Source organism: Paraglaciecola mesophila (genome assembly GCF_009906955.1).
Classification (GTDB): Bacteria; Pseudomonadota; Gammaproteobacteria; order Enterobacterales; family Alteromonadaceae; genus Paraglaciecola; species Paraglaciecola mesophila_A.
Genome location: NZ_CP047656.1, coordinates 2,645,101 through 2,660,179 on the forward strand (window position 1 = coordinate 2,645,101; position 15,079 = coordinate 2,660,179).

Sequence of the window (15,079 nt, forward strand, 5' to 3'; positions counted from 1 at the left end):
CATGAAGAGCAGAAATACTGCGTTAGTTTTAGGCGCAACAGGCCTGGTGGGTAAAGCTTTAGTGACACAGCTTTTGGCTGACCCTCGTTATACCAAGGTTACGTGCTTAGTCCGAAGGCCTCTGAAACACAAGGATTACCCTGACCTAGAAGGTAAGTTAGAGCCCATCGTTATTGACTTTGACGCGCTACAAGACTACCAGGGCTATTTTAACGCTGACCATATATACGTGTGCTTAGGCACCACCATTAAACAAGCTAAAAGCAAAGCCGCCTTTCGTAAAGTCGATTTTGAATACGTGCATATAGCCGCTCAACTTGCCCGAGCACAAAAAGTGCAAAGCTTTGTATGGATATCCTCAGTAGGGGCCAATGCACAGAGTAAAAGTTTCTACTTGCGAGTCAAGGGTGAACTTGAAAACGCCATACTGAATATGTCAGGCTTACAACACCCTAGCGCAGTCCGCCCATCATTATTACTTGGGGAGCGATCAGAAGTGCGCCTAAGTGAGCGTATTGGAATTGTGTTGGCCAAGTTGATATCGCCTTTATTGTTTGGGCGCTGGGCCAAATACAAACCGGTTTCAGCGTGGCAAGTAGCAGCGCATATGATAAAGCTGCAAGACTTCTCGTCGCAAAAGGGCATTCAATGAAGCGCCAAGGGTTTCAATTTAAGCAGTTCTTCATTGAACATAAAGACTGCGCCATGAAAGTCGGAACCGACAGTATTATGCTGGGTAGTTGGGTAACGTGCCCGACTTGCAGCATTGAGAATACTCCTCAGCAGTTTTTAGACATAGGCACTGGCAGCGGCTTGCTAGCCGTAATGCTTGCTCAGAAAAGCACTGAGCACACCTATATTACTGGAATTGACATTGATAGCGACGCTATAGGTCAGGCTAAGCGGAATATGACCAATAGCCCTTGGTCAGATAAATTAATCGCACAGCAAACAAGCTTACAGGCTTTTCAAATAAGTATGGTCGAGCAGAAATTCACCCTGATCATCAGTAATCCACCTTATTTCAACAGTCCTTTGAGCACAGATGAACGAGATGCTAAAAAACGAATCCAGGCCAGACAAACCAGCAAGCTAACTCACCAAGAATTACTCGAGAATGTAGCGCAACTGTTGGCCGACGATGGAACGTTTTATTGTGTTCTTCCTAGTGATGTTTGTGAGGCATTTATTGGTCACGCTAACACACTAGGCCTTCACCTAATAAAACAATTAACCGTGTTTTCCAAGCCGAACACGCCTGCCCTACGTGAATTACTGGCCTTTCGCTTTGCGGCCCGTCCACTGCACACAGAATCATTGACTATTTATACAGAAAATCACTTATATTCAGGCGATTACATGGCGCTCTGTAAAGACTATTACCTTAATTTTTAATCACGTTTAGACTTAATAACCGAGAAAAAAGGCTAGATACTTGTGAGAAAATTGCCTAATGTGAAGACAGAGCAAACGTAAAAACGGTCTTATTTGCTCCACATTGGGAGGCTCTTATGCACGCTGTTCCGCTACCAAACTCTGTCTCATCCCTGACTGACCGCTTACATGTGTTGGAATTTCACTGGCACGGTGTAGGGCTACAAATTCCGAAATTTGCTTTATATGCTTGTGTGCCAAACCCCACGTTTACTTGTTTTGTTCAGCGCCATCACAGGCAAATCGCAATCATGGAGTTTGGTCGCTACACCTTGCCTATTCTCGACCCGCTAGAAGATGATTTAGACGAACAGGCTAATTTTGTCGCTATCGTGAGTGTTGCCAGAGGAAATCGTTTTGGTTTATATGGGTTTCCCGCTGACAATCAGGGGCAGAACTTTACTTTACCTTTGGATCACGAAAGTGTGCCGCGCATCGTTCAGTACTTTATTTAACGCGCTTTGATATAATGGAAAAAACATATGAATTAACATATATAGCGATTAAGCGTCCCTGATTAAGCCTTTTTCGATGCTTCGAATTAGCCGCTGATTTAAGCGCTGTGCTTGCTTGGGTAGAAGCGAATCGTCAGTTGCTGTGTCATCGTTAATATTAACCACCTCTAGGCTCAATTGTTTTTTAGCAGCCTGCTCTTTAAGTGCCCATGTTGCATGCTCTTTTACTAAATCAGTGCCACTTTGCGCTAGCTCAGTAAGCACCTCAAAAGTCTGCTGCGAATAAGGCGCGTTACCTAAGGCAACGGCAATATTACGCTGCCAGCGCTCGTGGCCAATTCGCCGTATGGCAGAGCCTTCGGTATTTTTCAAAAACGTACTTTCATCCCAACTCGCTAACTCTGCTAAGGTTTTGTCTTGCAACATGTCACGGGGATGAAAGTCACTTTCTTTGGTCAGTTTAGCGTATCGATTCCACGGGCAAATCAGTTGGCAATCATCACAGCCATAAATGCGGTTACCTAACGCTCGGCGAAATTCTTCAGGTATAGCGCCTTTTAACTCAATGGTAAGATAAGAGATACAGCGTTTGGCATCCACCACATACGGTGCCACAATTGCTTGCGTTGGGCAGATGGTAAGACAGGCATTGCAGCTACCACATTGCTCTTCTACTGGCTCATCCTCGGGTAACGGAATATCGATAAACAGTTCACCCAAGAAAAACCACGACCCCCCTTCTTTATTCAATGTCAGTGAGTGCTTGCCTGTCCAGCCGATACCGGCTTTTTCAGCCAATGCATGCTCAAGTACTGGGGCTGAATCTACAAAGGGTCTAAAATTAGCAGTTGTGCACTCGCTACGAATTTTTTCACCCAGTTTCTTAAGGCGATTACGTAAAAGCTTATGATAATCACGTCCTAGCGCATAACGGCTAATATACGCCGTATCCTTATTTTTTAGGGTTTGGGCAAATTTAGCATCAGGAGGTAAATAATCCATTCGCACACTGATAACACGCAGAGTTCCTGGCAATAGTTCTGCCGGTCTGGCGCGTTTCATACCGTGTTCAGCCATAAAATTCATTTGCCCATGGTAGCCCTCGTCCAACCAAGCTTGCAGCTTTTGTTCATGACGCGTTAAATCGATATCAGCGATCCCGACCTGTTGAAAGCCTAGCGCTTCGCCCCAAGCCTTGATATTTTGGGCTAATTGATGGAGATCATATTGTGCAAAAGACATTCACTACCTTGACGGATAATTGGGCGCCGAGCAGTTTATCACAGAAAGTTTTTCTCGCGCAGCAGGTACGCCAGCATGAAGAAGAAGCGGCAGAAACCTGTGGTTACAATATGTACATGCTCATGCAACGAGCAGGTCAAGGCATATTTCGTCACTTAAAAGCTAATTTCCCCTATGCCCACAATGTATTGGTCATTGTTGGGGCCGGCAATAACGCTGGAGACGGCTATGTCGTCGCCGCCTTGGCCAAGTCTTTTGGTTGGCAAGTAACAGTAGCGGCATTGAACCCTAACAAGACACTTAGCGGAGACGCGCATACAGCTCAAGACGCCTGGTTTAAAGAAGGCGGCAGCGTTAAGCACTGGCAAGAAGTAGAGTTTGCCCCATATGATGTTATCGTTGATGGCATACTTGGCACAGGTTTGACTGGGCAAGTTCGGGATGACGCCGGCGAGCTTATTAATGCCGTGAATGATTCTGCCCTACCCGTGCTGAGTATCGATGTGCCTTCTGGTCTAAATGCCGACACTGGCGTACCGCTGGGGGTAAGTATAAAAGCCGACTGTACTGTCACAGTTGTGGCGCAAAAGGCAGGTTTGCTTACAGGTCAAGGTAAATCCTACTGCGGCAAGCTTATTTATGATGATTTAGATATAGCAGATGCATTTAATACCATTGCCACGCCTGTAGCGTGCAAAGTGAGCTACGTAGATTTACCTGAGCTTGGCAAGCGAGAGCCTAATGCGCACAAAGGCCATTTTGGTCGTTTACTGTCGGTTGGGGCCAATAGCGGTATGCCAGGCTCATTGCGCTTAACCAGCGAAGCGGCTTTGCGTACCGGTGCCGCCTTAGTACGCGCTTATTGCCATACAGATAGTCGTTTGCCTATTTCCATGGGACGCCCTGAATTGATGATTGCCAGTGAGCAACTGGATAAACAGCTTGATTGGTCATCATGTTTGGCAATTGGCCCAGGATTAGGCACTGACAAATGGGCGACTGATATTTTTAGCCAGTTGATGGCTCATTTAGAATCTCATCAAAAACCCTGTGTCATCGATGCTGACGGCCTCAACTTATTAGCGGATTCGAGTCGAAGCTCGCACACACTATTATCGACCAAACGTAGCGTTATTACGCCTCACCCTGGAGAAGCAGCAAGACTACTGCATTGTAGCGTGTCTGAGATAGAAAACGACCGACTGAATGCCGCCCAAACGTTAGCTAAAAAATATAATGCCGTTGCCGTATTAAAAGGCGCTGGTACTATTATTAGCGATGGTGAGCAACGCTGGATTTGCGCAGATGGTAACCCAGGTATGGCTACCGCTGGCATGGGAGATACACTAACAGGTATTATTGCCGGTTTTATTTCCCAAGGCATGAGTGCCACACAAGGGGCTATTTATGGCGTTTGTTTGCACGCTCGCGCCGCGGATAACCTTGCCCAACAATATGGTCAACGTGGTATGCTTGCCAGCGATTTATTTGAACCTTTACGAGAATTAGTTAATCCCACATGAAGCACTCTTTTTATTTGGCGGATGAACAAGCTACCACTGAATTAGCAGCACGACTGGCGAATCTGTGTAATCGCGCCACAGTTGTTTACCTTGAGGGCGATTTAGGCGCAGGAAAGACCTCTTTTTGTCGCGGCTTTATTCATGGTTTAGGTTACAAAGGGCGTGTTAAAAGTCCTACCTATACTCTGGTAGAACCCTACGAAATTGACAGTTGGCGTATATTTCATTTTGATTTGTACCGCTTGTCTGATCCCGAAGAGTTGGAGTTTATTGGTATTCGAGATTATTTTGACGACGATTGTATTTGCTTAATCGAATGGCCAGATAAGGGGAAAGGCCTCTTGGCAGGGGCTGATTTACACATTAGTATTGAATTCATTGAAAATAGTCGCTCGTTAACAGTGCAAGCTAATAACGAATATGGACAAACACTATTGAGTAATTTGATCTCCTAATGAAGTATCTGCGGCCAATATCATTATCAGCGCTCCTCAGCATCATGTTGCTGGTGATTGTGCCTGGTAGTTTTGCTAAAAATGCCATAGATAGCGTACGCATCTGGCCGTCACCTGGCAGTACGCGAATTGTTTTCGATCTGGAAGATAGTCCAGAATACAGCTACTTCACCCTGGGTAATCCAGATAGGCTGGTTATCGATTTAGCTGACACCAAAAAGAATTTTGATTTCGCCAAGCTAGCAAACAAAAGTCCCTTAGTTAAAAAACTTCGTTATAGCTCAGCTAAAGATAAAAACAGCATTCGGGTTGTTATCGAACTCAACAAAAAACTCGATAGTAATCTTTTTGCTTTACCTCCTACTGAGCCATATCGGAATCGCTTAGTAATAGACCTAGATGACAAAAATGCACCAGCATCGGCTCCCACTGTGGTCAAACATAATAGTGCTCAACAATCCCGCGATATCGTGATTGTGATTGATGCTGGTCACGGTGGCGAAGATCCAGGCTCGATCGGACGAGGCGGCACATTCGAAAAAAACATTACGTTGAATGTAGCCCAGCGACTGGCCAAACTAATTGATGCTGAGCCTGGCATGAAAGCAGTCATGACGCGTTCGGGTGATTACTATATTTCACCCAATAAGCGCCCTGATATTGCTCGTAAACATAAAGCCGATTTGCTCATTTCTATTCACGCTGACGCGTTTACCACTCCCCAGCCCAGAGGAGCATCGGTTTGGGTATTGTCTATGCGCCGCGCCAACACTGAACTTGGTCGCTGGATGGAAAAATCTGAGCGTCATTCAGAATTACTCGGAGGTGCAGCAGAAGTTATTCAAGACACTGCAAGTGAGCGCTATTTAACACAAGCCTTGTTAGATATGTCGATGGATCATTCCTTAACGACCAGTTACGATTTAAGCCGAAAGGTGATCGGTAAATTGCGCGGCATTACCAGAATGCACAAAAAGATTCCTCAAGCAGCCAGCTTAGCGGTATTAACCTCACCGGACATTCCTTCTATCTTGGTAGAAACGGGGTTTATCTCCAACCCATCTGAGGAAAAAAACCTAAATTGGTCGAAGTTTCGCCAGCAACTAGCGACGTCTATTTTCAGCGCTGTTAAAGCCCACTTTTCTGAGTCTCCCCCAGATGATTCTTTATGGGCCAAACAAAAACGCGATACTCGCACCCACAAAGTACGCAGTGGTGAAAGCCTTTCGTTGCTTGCCCAGCGTTACAATGTCAATGTTGGAGCAATTAAAGCCGCCAACAATTTACGCTCAGACGTTGTGCGTATTGGGCAAATCCTGACTATTCCTCGCACCTAGTCCGTTATACAATTACCACAGTTTCACGATTTTATTGAGGTCACTTTTTGTCTGCCACCCGTGCAATGATACGTATCTTACCTGCTCAACTTGCTAACCAAATCGCCGCAGGTGAAGTGGTAGAACGCCCAGCATCCGTTGTCAAAGAATTGGTTGAAAACAGCCTTGATTCTGGGGCGAGCCAAATCGACATTGAAATCGACAAAGGTGGGCACAAGCGTATTTGCATTCGCGATAATGGCGGCGGTATCGAGAAAGACCAATTAGCACTGGCCTTAAGTCGCCATGCCACCAGTAAAATCAGTTCACTAGATGATTTAGAGCATATTCATAGTTTGGGCTTTCGCGGTGAAGCGCTGGCCAGTATTAGTTCAGTGGCCCGCTTAACCCTCACCTCGAAACCCAAAAGCCAGCAGCAAGCATGGCAGGCACATGCTCAAGGCCGAGATATGCAGGTGCAATTGAACCCAGTTGCCCACCCTGATGGAACTTGCGTCGAAGTAATCGATTTATTCTTTAACACCCCAGCTCGGCGAAAATTTTTACGTGCGGAAAAAACCGAGTTCAATCATATCGACGAAATCATCCGGCGGATCTCTCTTAGCCGTTTTGATGTCAGCTTTAGCTTGAAACATAATGGTAAGCTGTTACGCAAGTACCCTGCTCTAACCCAGCAAACGGACCATCTAAAACGCCTAGGCGCTATTTGCAATAAAGACTTCGCAAACACAGCCATTGCTTTAGACAGTCATTATCAAGACATGACGTTATCTGGCTGGATAGCCCCACCAGATATAGCGCATCAGCAATCTGACGTGCAGTATTTTTATGTTAATGGCCGCATGATGCGCGACAAGTTAATCAATCATGCCATTCGCCAAGCATTTGAAGGGGTTATTCACCCTGATTCCTCACCCAACTATGTACTGTATTTAAACATTACTCATAACGAAGTAGACGTTAACGTGCACCCAGCAAAGCACGAAGTACGTTTTCATCAAGCCCGCTTAGTACATGATTTTATTTTCCGCGCTATTGCTGACGCCATTCACCAATACTTTAGTGATGCGCCAAGCCAACCTGGTCCAAGCGAATTAGCTGAGGTGGCACCCCAACACGATTATATTGCTCCCCTTCAATCGGCGCAGCACAACAATGAAAACACACAAGATCGAATTGCTCAGCGAGCAAATAACCAGTTTGTACGAGCGCCTTACACTGATAATGAAGCGCCTAAGCTAAGCGTGAATGAAAACCAAGCCCTCTCAGGCTATTCAGAAGATACAAATAGTGATGCCCAGGCGCATCAGCAAAGCGGTCAATTACAAAATGTTGCAGTAGATGTCCCTAGACGTAACATCAAAAGTACGCCTCACAGCACCACATCAAAACCCGGCTCGGGAAATAGCGTGTCAGCGCAAGCGGTCAAAGGTTACCAGCAACTAATGAGCACCAGTAATGCACTTAGCGCTGATGTTTCCTCCCCTCATGAAAAACACCACCTATGCTTACCCCTAGATGATGAGCGACTACTGGTATTATTTGATGCGCAACATTACATATTGTCAGCCGATGCGCTCGTTGCCGCGCACCTTAGTACCACATTCGACGAACAAAATGTGGTTGCCCAGCCGCTATTGATGCCAGTATCTATAACGGCTAACAAAGAAACGCTACACAGTGCCCAAGCTTTATACGATACACTGCTCAACAACCGCGTAGAGATTGGCTGGAGTCAGAAGCGTATCATTTTGAGGAAAGTCCCCTCTGGGATGCGCCAGTTACCTTGGGCGAATATTTTACCTGAATTACTTGATGCCCAGATGAGCGCTGAAAGCAGCGAGAAGATGCAATCTATAGAAGAAAGTGCAGTCAAAACGCATTTATTTGACTGTATTGCATTGCATTCACCAAAACTCACCCCACTTCAAATGCATAAAATGTGGATGACGTTACATGAGCACCCACAGACATTTAACACTTTGATGAATAAAGCGGTGCCATTACCGCTAGCACAACTAGTAAGCGCACATATTGAATCAACTCACTGACAAGCAAGATCTCCCGCCAGCCATATTACTTATGGGCCCAACGGCTTCCGGTAAAACGGCACTGGCCATTGAGCTATGCCAAGCACTTCCTTGTGAGATAATCAGTGTTGATTCAGCGTTAATCTATAAAGGCATGGATATTGGCACAGCCAAACCAACCGCTGACGAACTTGCCCAAGCCCCTCATCGGCTAATCGACATCCTCGACCCAGTACAAAGTTACTCTGTAGCAGAATTTAGACGTGATGCGCTAGTGGCCATGCAAGACATTACTCAGCGTGGACGTATTCCATTGCTTGTGGGTGGCACCATGATGTATTACAAAGCATTAACTGAAGGGCTATCCACTTTGCCACAAGCAGATTCACTGGTCAGATCTGAAATTGAAAAACAAGCGCAAGAAAATGGATGGCAGACGCTACATCAGGAATTACAAGGGATTGACCCAGTTTCTGCGCAGCGAATACATCCCAATGATCCCCAACGTTTAACCCGCGCTTTAGAGATTTATCGCATTAGCGGTAAATCAATGACCGAATTAAGTTTGAATAAACAACCTTCGGCCCCATATCAGTTTTCACAATTTGCCATCGCTCCTCAAGACCGTCATGTTTTGCACGATAGAATAGCTCAACGCTTTGATATTATGCTTAATTCTGGTTTCGAAGACGAAGTGGCCACGTTAAGAAAACGTGAAGATTTACACTTAGATTTACCCTCTATGCGCTGCGTTGGATATCGACAAATGTGGCAATATTTAGACGGTAATAATAGTTACCAAGAAATGCGTGAAAAAGGCTTAGCAGCCACCAGACAACTAGCAAAACGTCAACTAACGTGGTTACGCAGTTGGCAAAACTTACATTGGTTAGATACCTTTTCAAAAGACAATTTGACTAATGTGATGAAACTCAGCAGAATTCGTACGTGAGCCGTGAGCTATACAGCCTTTTTTATTTCTGTATACTGGGCAAAAAGGCGAATTTGATAATAAAAAGAAAGGATAGATGATGGCTAAAGGGCAGTCTTTACAAGACCCATTTTTAAATGCGCTACGCAAAGAGCGTATTCCTGTATCAATTTATCTTGTCAACGGGATTAAATTACAGGGTCAAGTTGAGTCATTCGACCAATTTGTCATTTTGCTTAAAAACACCGTCAGCCAAATGGTATATAAGCATGCAATCTCTACCGTCGTTCCTTCACGGGCGCTACCGGTTGCAGCTACTAATCCTCATGCGGACGCTGACGAGAACCAATAGTTAGTGAAGGTATCAGGAGAACGGCTTGTTTGACCGTTATGAAGCAGGCGAACAGGCTGTACTAGTACATATAGATTTTTCTGATGACAACAGCAAAGAAGATCTACTAGAACTTCAATTGTTGGCCACATCTGCGGGAGTTAACGCGGTTGATGTCGTAACTGGCAGCCGTAACGCTCCCCATACACGTTATTTCGTCGGTAGTGGCAAAGCCGAAGAAATCGCTAATACAGTAAGAGCGTCTGAAGCTGATGTGGTTATTTTTAACCACAGCTTATCGCCCTCTCAAGAGCGTAACTTAGAGCAAGTATGTAAGTGTCGTGTGCTTGATCGCACAGGTTTAATATTAGATATCTTTGCTCAGCGTGCACGTACCCATGAAGGAAAATTACAAGTAGAGCTTGCCCAGCTCAAACATATTTCTACTCGCCTTATTCGCGGCTGGACCCACCTTGAACGCCAAAAAGGCGGGATAGGCTTACGTGGACCCGGTGAAACTCAGTTAGAAACAGATAGACGTTTACTCCGTGCGCGTATCAAAAGTATTCAAGCGCGCTTAGGCAAAGTACAAAAGCAGCGTGAGCAAGGCAGACGCGCGCGAGTTCGCGCTGAAATACCAACGCTTGCGCTTGTGGGTTATACCAATGCCGGTAAGTCGACTCTGTTTAACACCATTACCCAGTCTGAGGTTTACGCAGCAGATCAGTTGTTCGCCACGCTGGACCCAACGCTCAGGCGTATAGAATTACAAGATGTGGGGCCTGCTATTTTAGCGGATACAGTTGGCTTTATTCGCCATCTTCCTCATGATTTAGTGGCTGCATTTAAGGCTACACTTCAAGAAACCCAGCAGGCAGATTTACTGCTACACGTGGTCGACTATTCCGATGATCAATTTCGTGAGAATATCGATCAGGTGAATGAGGTATTAGACGAGATAGACTCCGACGAGATACCTCAATTAATGATTTGTAACAAGATTGATCGTATGGATGGCGTAGAGCCTCGGATCGATCGAGATGAAAATGGTATACCTACTCGAGTCTGGATGTCGGCTCAGCAAGGCTTAGGCACAGAGTTACTGTTTGAAGCACTGAGCGACTGTCTCGCCCAGAATATGGTGCGCTATCAGTTACGCATTCCGCCGCAAGAGGGTAAACTACGAGGAAATTTGTTTAACCTTAACTGCATTTCTGAAGAATCTTATGCCGAAAATGGTGACTGGTTAGTAGAGATTCATATGCCTCTTGCAGATTGGCAACGTTTAGCTAAGCGCTCAGATGCTGATTTATCATCTTTTATTGTACAGAGCTTAGATGCGTAACATTATCCAGTTATGCGACATAAATTACAGAATAAATATGATTAACTATTTGGAGAGTAAAGATGGCTTGGAATGAGCCCGGTGGTAACAATAACGATCCGTGGAAGAACCGCGGTGGTCGCGATCAAGGTCCACCTGATTTAGACGAAGTGTTTAAAAATATTTTAAATAAATTCGGTAAATTTGGTGGTGGCAAGGGCGGCTCTTCTGATGGCAAAGGCTTCGGCTTAGGCCTAGGTTTAGTTATTGGCCTTTTAGTTATCGTTTGGTTTATCAGTGGTTTTTATACCATTCGTGAAGCTGAGCGTGGTGTCGTTCTGCGCTTTGGAGAGTTCAGTCACTTTGTTGAACCTGGCCTTCGCTGGAAACCGACTTTTGTTGATAGCGTACTACCAGTGGATGTACAAACGGTACGTTCATTACCTTCGTCTGGCTCTATGCTGACTGAAGATGAAAACGTGGTCCGGGTAGAGATGGAAGTGCAGTACCGTATTCTTGAACCTTACAAGTACAGCTTCTCGGTAACCAGCCCAGAAACCAGCTTAAGCCAAGCATTTGATAGTGCTATACGCTATGTGGTCGGTCACTCGAAAATGGATGACGTACTGACCAGTGGCCGTGAAGTCGCTCGTCAAAATGTACGTGAAGAACTTCAGGCAATATTAGAGCCGTACGACATGGGTATTTCTATTGTCGATATGAACTTTAAAGATGCGCGTCCACCGGAAGAAGTAAAAGCAGCATTTGATGACGCTATCGCCGCACAGGAAGACGAGCAGCGCTTTATCAATGAAGCTGAAGCCTATTCTCGCGAAATCGAACCTCGCGCTCGCGGTCAGGTCAATCGTATGGCTGAAGAAGCTCAAGCGTATAAAGAGCAAGCTATCTTGCAAGCGCAAGGTGAAGTGGCTCGTTTTGAAGAGCTATTACCACAGTATCAAGCGGCACCAGAAGTAACCCGCAGCCGTATTTACCTTGAAACACTGGAAGAAGTGTACGCTAAAACAAGTAAGATCATGGTCGACACTAAAGGCAGTGGCAACATGCTTTATTTACCATTGGATAAAATATTAGAGAAACAAAACTCTAGTACGACTCCATCGACAAACCGCAGAACGCTAGAAGGTTTACGTAATCAAGATCCTGTTTCAAACGTAGGCTCTCAAGATAACGGCATTCGTAGCGGTAGTTCACGTAGTGGGAGAAACTAAGCGATGAAAAATTTCTTAATCGTCATCATTATCGCACTCGGTGCATTAGTCCTTAGCTCACTGTTTGTGGTTGACGAAGGCGAAAAAGCTATCGTTATTCAATTCGGTAAAGTACAGCGTGACACTGACAGTGGCGAAACTGTCGTATTTGAGCCAGGTTTACATTTTAAGTTACCGCTTATTGACCGTGTGGTAACGCTAGACTCGCGTATTCAAACGTTAGATGAAGTTGCTGACCGCTTTGTAACGTCAGAGAAAAAAGACTTAATCGTTGATTTATACGTAAAGTGGAAAATCAAAGATTTCGCTAAATACTACCTAGCAACCGGTGGTTTTAAAGATAACGCTGAAATTCTATTACAACAAAAAGTAAACAACGGACTTCGATCTGAATTTGGTACACGTACCATTTCACAAATCGTGTCTGGTGAGCGCTCTGAGTTGATGGACGAAGCAATGGCCCAAGCCTCTGATAGCTCTGACGAATTAGGCATCGAAATTGTTGATGTACGCGTGAAGCAAATTAACTTGCCGCTGGAAGTACGTAACTATATTTTCCAACGTATGCGCACCGAGCGTGACGCAGTTGCCCGTGAGCACCGCTCTGAAGGTAAAGAGAAAGCGGAATTCATCAAAGCTAATATGGACGCGAAAGTCACCGTTATGCTTGCGGATGCAGAACGTAATGCCCGTAAATTACGCGGTGAAGGGGATGCAAAAGCCGCTGAGATTTACGCAAAAACCTATACTAAAGACGCTGAGTTTTATAACTTCCTGCGTAGTATGGATGCTTACAAGAACAGCTTTAGCAACAAGCAAGACGTTATCGTACTTGAGCCAGACAGTGACTTCTTTAAGTATATGAAGAACGAAACAGGCAAAAATTAACCTGTTGATAAGAGCTATGTAAAAGCCCTTGAAAAAGAATGTGAAAAGCGCCAATTTTGGCGCTTTTTTTATGTACTACTGGTACATATCATACGCTTCGTGTACCCGCAATCACTGCTGTATATGACACACCATCCATGCTCACCTAGTCATACCAATCAGCTTACATATGTGACTGAATATCGTCAGCGCAACTCTCCCCAGACTTCCTCCTTGAATTACCACACTGAATAACAATTAAAAACTTATCAAATTAAGTGAAGGATAATCGAATACGCGTATGAGCGGCCACACATTTTAAAGCGGGTAAAAGTAGAGCCTATGTTGCCAGAGCCTCTAAGTGGGGAATATAGATGAGAAATATAGACACCCTGAGAAATATAGACACCCAAAACGAGAAATATAGACACCCAATATAAAAATAATAGAATGACTCTCTAAAGTTTCATCGCGAGAGGAGAAATATAGACACCCAATATAAAAATAATAGAATGACTCTCTAAAGTTTCATCGCGAGAGGATCCCAAATAAACACTAAAGTACTTTTGAGATGGACGATTCAGAGTTTTTACTGGAATATTGAGCGCTGAGGAAGCAAGCCTTGAAAAAAGTCAGTTGCTAGGCAAACGCCTACGATGCAGGGTATACATTCGAATGTATCGAGCCTAGAACAGATTCTTTGATGATACTTTAAGCGCGTTTTAACAGTGCTCTTGCTTTGGTCATTCCTCGTATTCGTTGATGATGAGTATGGCGCTTAAACGCAATCATCATTTGCTCAGCACCTGCTGCGTAGCAGAAGTGTTTTTCAAACTCGGTAGTTAAGGTTAACCACTGAGCAGAGTCTAGTCCCAATCTTTGTAGAATAGGACTGTGAGTGTTATCTATATGACCCGCCTTGTCATCACGAATGCACCGACCTGTGGTATCGACCAGCTCAATATAGTCTTCGAGCGAATACGCAATACCTGTGGGCCTGTTTTCAGGATGATTTCCCACAAAGGGCATCAAAACGCTTGGTTGTGATTGTTGATTTTTAGCGGCGTGAATACGCTTTTTAATACTAGTATGCTTTGATGTTTCGGGTGTTTTTGCCATTTTTGCTCGAATGGGATTTAAATCTACATAGGCCATGCACGCGAGTACTGCGCTTTCATCTAGTAGTGCTTGGGACTTAAATCGCCCTTCCCAAAAACGACCGGTGCAGCCGTCTTCTTTATTGGCTTGACGAGCAATATACTCATTCAAATCACGCATAAACCAGCTTATGTCGTAAAGACGTTTTCGATAGGTTTCAACGGTTTCATCAAAGGTGATTAGCTCTGCTTGGCTAAGCGTATCGCCGTTAACAAACTTCTGAGTCAGCAATGTGCCTCTGTGAAGATTGTGGTAGCGCTTCAACACTTCATCGCTATCCCAATTATCCGCCATTGATTGATTTACACATAGCACCACATGCGTGTGATTATTCATGACTGCATAGGCACAAATGTCTATTGCGAATAAGGTCGCTAGAAACAATAAACGTTCTTCTACCCAGCCTCGACGATGCTCATAGCTCTGCCCAGTAAGCTGGTTCGTACCACACAAATAAGATTGGCGAACGCAGCGAGACACGCAATGGTAATAAGGCGTATCTATTAAACTAATTTGGCTTTTTCGAGATTGAGGCATAACTCATCCACCTGTTAAAAATGTGACACGAATTAAGTGTAGTCCAGCCCCGAAAATTGCCCATTTTTATCATGGGTGTCGCTGTTTCTCATAAGGCGTATCGATTAAACTAATTTGGTTTTTTCGAGATTGAGGCATACTCCACACATCGGATAAATATGAGATACAAGACAAGTGCAGTCCAGCCCCGAAAATTGCCTATTTTTATCATGGGTGTCTATGT

14 protein-coding genes are annotated in these 15,079 nt (G+C 44.7%); 12 read left to right on the top strand and 2 right to left on the bottom strand.

Annotated elements, in window-relative coordinates; all coding sequences use genetic code 11:
- Position 1 precedes the first annotated feature (1 nt).
- From FX988_RS11250 to FX988_RS11260, 3 genes are all read left to right on the top strand, one after another.
- Positions 2-652 carry an NAD(P)H-binding protein gene (locus tag FX988_RS11250; RefSeq protein ID WP_160179901.1) on the top strand — a complete coding sequence of 217 codons (651 nt, stop codon included), beginning with the start codon at positions 2-4 and terminating at the stop codon, positions 650-652.
- Entirely contained in the window at positions 649-1,395 is a 747-nt protein-coding gene (locus FX988_RS11255; protein WP_160179903.1) for a tRNA1(Val) (adenine(37)-N6)-methyltransferase, read from the top strand. Before FX988_RS11250 ends, FX988_RS11255 begins: the two co-directional genes overlap by 4 nt.
- Positions 1,396-1,511: 116 nt before the next feature.
- Positions 1,512-1,889 carry a hypothetical protein gene (locus FX988_RS11260; protein WP_160179905.1) on the top strand — a complete coding sequence of 126 codons (378 nt, stop codon included), beginning with the start codon at positions 1,512-1,514 and terminating at the stop codon, positions 1,887-1,889.
- A 48-nt stretch (positions 1,890-1,937) separates the two neighbouring features.
- Here the strand turns inward: FX988_RS11260 and queG are convergent, their stop codons facing one another.
- A complete protein-coding gene (gene queG / locus FX988_RS11265; RefSeq protein ID WP_160179906.1) occupies positions 1,938-3,131 on the bottom strand; it encodes a tRNA epoxyqueuosine(34) reductase QueG in 1,194 nt (397 codons plus the stop codon).
- On the opposite strand from queG, the gene FX988_RS11270 reads away from it, so the two are divergent.
- The 9 genes from FX988_RS11270 to hflC all read left to right on the top strand — a co-directional run bounded on the left by FX988_RS11270 (position 3,119) and on the right by hflC (position 13,182).
- Entirely contained in the window at positions 3,119-4,654 is a 1,536-nt protein-coding gene (locus FX988_RS11270; RefSeq protein WP_160179908.1) for an NAD(P)H-hydrate dehydratase, read from the top strand. The genes queG and FX988_RS11270 overlap by 13 nt on opposite strands.
- Positions 4,651-5,109, top strand: a complete 459-nt coding sequence (gene tsaE, locus FX988_RS11275) for a tRNA (adenosine(37)-N6)-threonylcarbamoyltransferase complex ATPase subunit type 1 TsaE (protein ID WP_160179910.1) — start codon at positions 4,651-4,653, stop codon at positions 5,107-5,109. Before FX988_RS11270 ends, tsaE begins: the two co-directional genes overlap by 4 nt.
- On the top strand, positions 5,109-6,446 hold the full coding sequence (locus FX988_RS11280; RefSeq protein WP_160179912.1) for an N-acetylmuramoyl-L-alanine amidase: 1,338 nt from the start codon (positions 5,109-5,111) through the stop codon (positions 6,444-6,446). The genes tsaE and FX988_RS11280 overlap by 1 nt, the downstream gene beginning before the upstream one ends.
- Before the next feature lie 47 nt (positions 6,447-6,493).
- The gene (gene mutL / locus FX988_RS11285) at positions 6,494-8,497 is read left to right on the top strand and encodes a DNA mismatch repair endonuclease MutL (protein ID WP_160179914.1); all 2,004 of its coding nucleotides are present in this window, start codon (positions 6,494-6,496) and stop codon (positions 8,495-8,497) included.
- The gene (gene miaA / locus FX988_RS11290) at positions 8,481-9,428 is read left to right on the top strand and encodes a tRNA (adenosine(37)-N6)-dimethylallyltransferase MiaA (protein ID WP_160179915.1); all 948 of its coding nucleotides are present in this window, start codon (positions 8,481-8,483) and stop codon (positions 9,426-9,428) included. The genes mutL and miaA overlap by 17 nt, the downstream gene beginning before the upstream one ends.
- 79 nt (positions 9,429-9,507) lie before the next feature.
- Entirely contained in the window at positions 9,508-9,759 is a 252-nt protein-coding gene (gene hfq, locus FX988_RS11295; protein WP_006994043.1) for an RNA chaperone Hfq, read from the top strand.
- A gap of 25 nt (positions 9,760-9,784) precedes the next feature.
- On the top strand, positions 9,785-11,083 hold the full coding sequence (gene hflX / locus FX988_RS11300) for a ribosome rescue GTPase HflX (protein ID WP_160179916.1): 1,299 nt from the start codon (positions 9,785-9,787) through the stop codon (positions 11,081-11,083).
- Positions 11,084-11,145: 62 nt separating this feature from the next.
- On the top strand, positions 11,146-12,294 hold the full coding sequence (gene hflK / locus FX988_RS11305) for an FtsH protease activity modulator HflK (RefSeq protein ID WP_160179917.1): 1,149 nt from the start codon (positions 11,146-11,148) through the stop codon (positions 12,292-12,294).
- A 3-nt stretch (positions 12,295-12,297) separates the two neighbouring features.
- Complete coding sequence (gene hflC / locus FX988_RS11310; RefSeq protein ID WP_160179918.1) at positions 12,298-13,182, top strand: protease modulator HflC; 885 nt, start codon at positions 12,298-12,300, stop codon at positions 13,180-13,182.
- 690 nt (positions 13,183-13,872) lie between these two features.
- On the opposite strand, the gene FX988_RS11315 is transcribed toward hflC, so the two are convergent.
- Positions 13,873-14,856, bottom strand: a complete 984-nt coding sequence (locus FX988_RS11315; RefSeq protein ID WP_160179919.1) for a transposase — start codon at positions 14,854-14,856, stop codon at positions 13,873-13,875.
- Between the last annotated feature and the right edge of the window lie 223 nt (positions 14,857-15,079).

Coding starts and splice junctions, on each gene's coding strand:
- FX988_RS11250 (WP_160179901.1), top strand. CDS start 2: ATGAAGAGCAGAAATACTGCGTTAGTTTTAGGCGCAACAGGCCTGGTG.
- FX988_RS11255 (WP_160179903.1), top strand. CDS start 649: ATGAAGCGCCAAGGGTTTCAATTTAAGCAGTTCTTCATTGAACATAAA.
- FX988_RS11260 (WP_160179905.1), top strand. CDS start 1,512: ATGCACGCTGTTCCGCTACCAAACTCTGTCTCATCCCTGACTGACCGC.
- queG (WP_160179906.1), bottom strand. CDS start 3,131: ATGTCTTTTGCACAATATGATCTCCATCAATTAGCCCAAAATATCAAG.
- tsaE (WP_160179910.1), top strand. CDS start 4,651: ATGAAGCACTCTTTTTATTTGGCGGATGAACAAGCTACCACTGAATTA.
- FX988_RS11280 (WP_160179912.1), top strand. CDS start 5,109: ATGAAGTATCTGCGGCCAATATCATTATCAGCGCTCCTCAGCATCATG.
- hfq (WP_006994043.1), top strand. CDS start 9,508: ATGGCTAAAGGGCAGTCTTTACAAGACCCATTTTTAAATGCGCTACGC.
- hflK (WP_160179917.1), top strand. CDS start 11,146: ATGGCTTGGAATGAGCCCGGTGGTAACAATAACGATCCGTGGAAGAAC.
- hflC (WP_160179918.1), top strand. CDS start 12,298: ATGAAAAATTTCTTAATCGTCATCATTATCGCACTCGGTGCATTAGTC.
- FX988_RS11315 (WP_160179919.1), bottom strand. CDS start 14,856: ATGCCTCAATCTCGAAAAAGCCAAATTAGTTTAATAGATACGCCTTAT.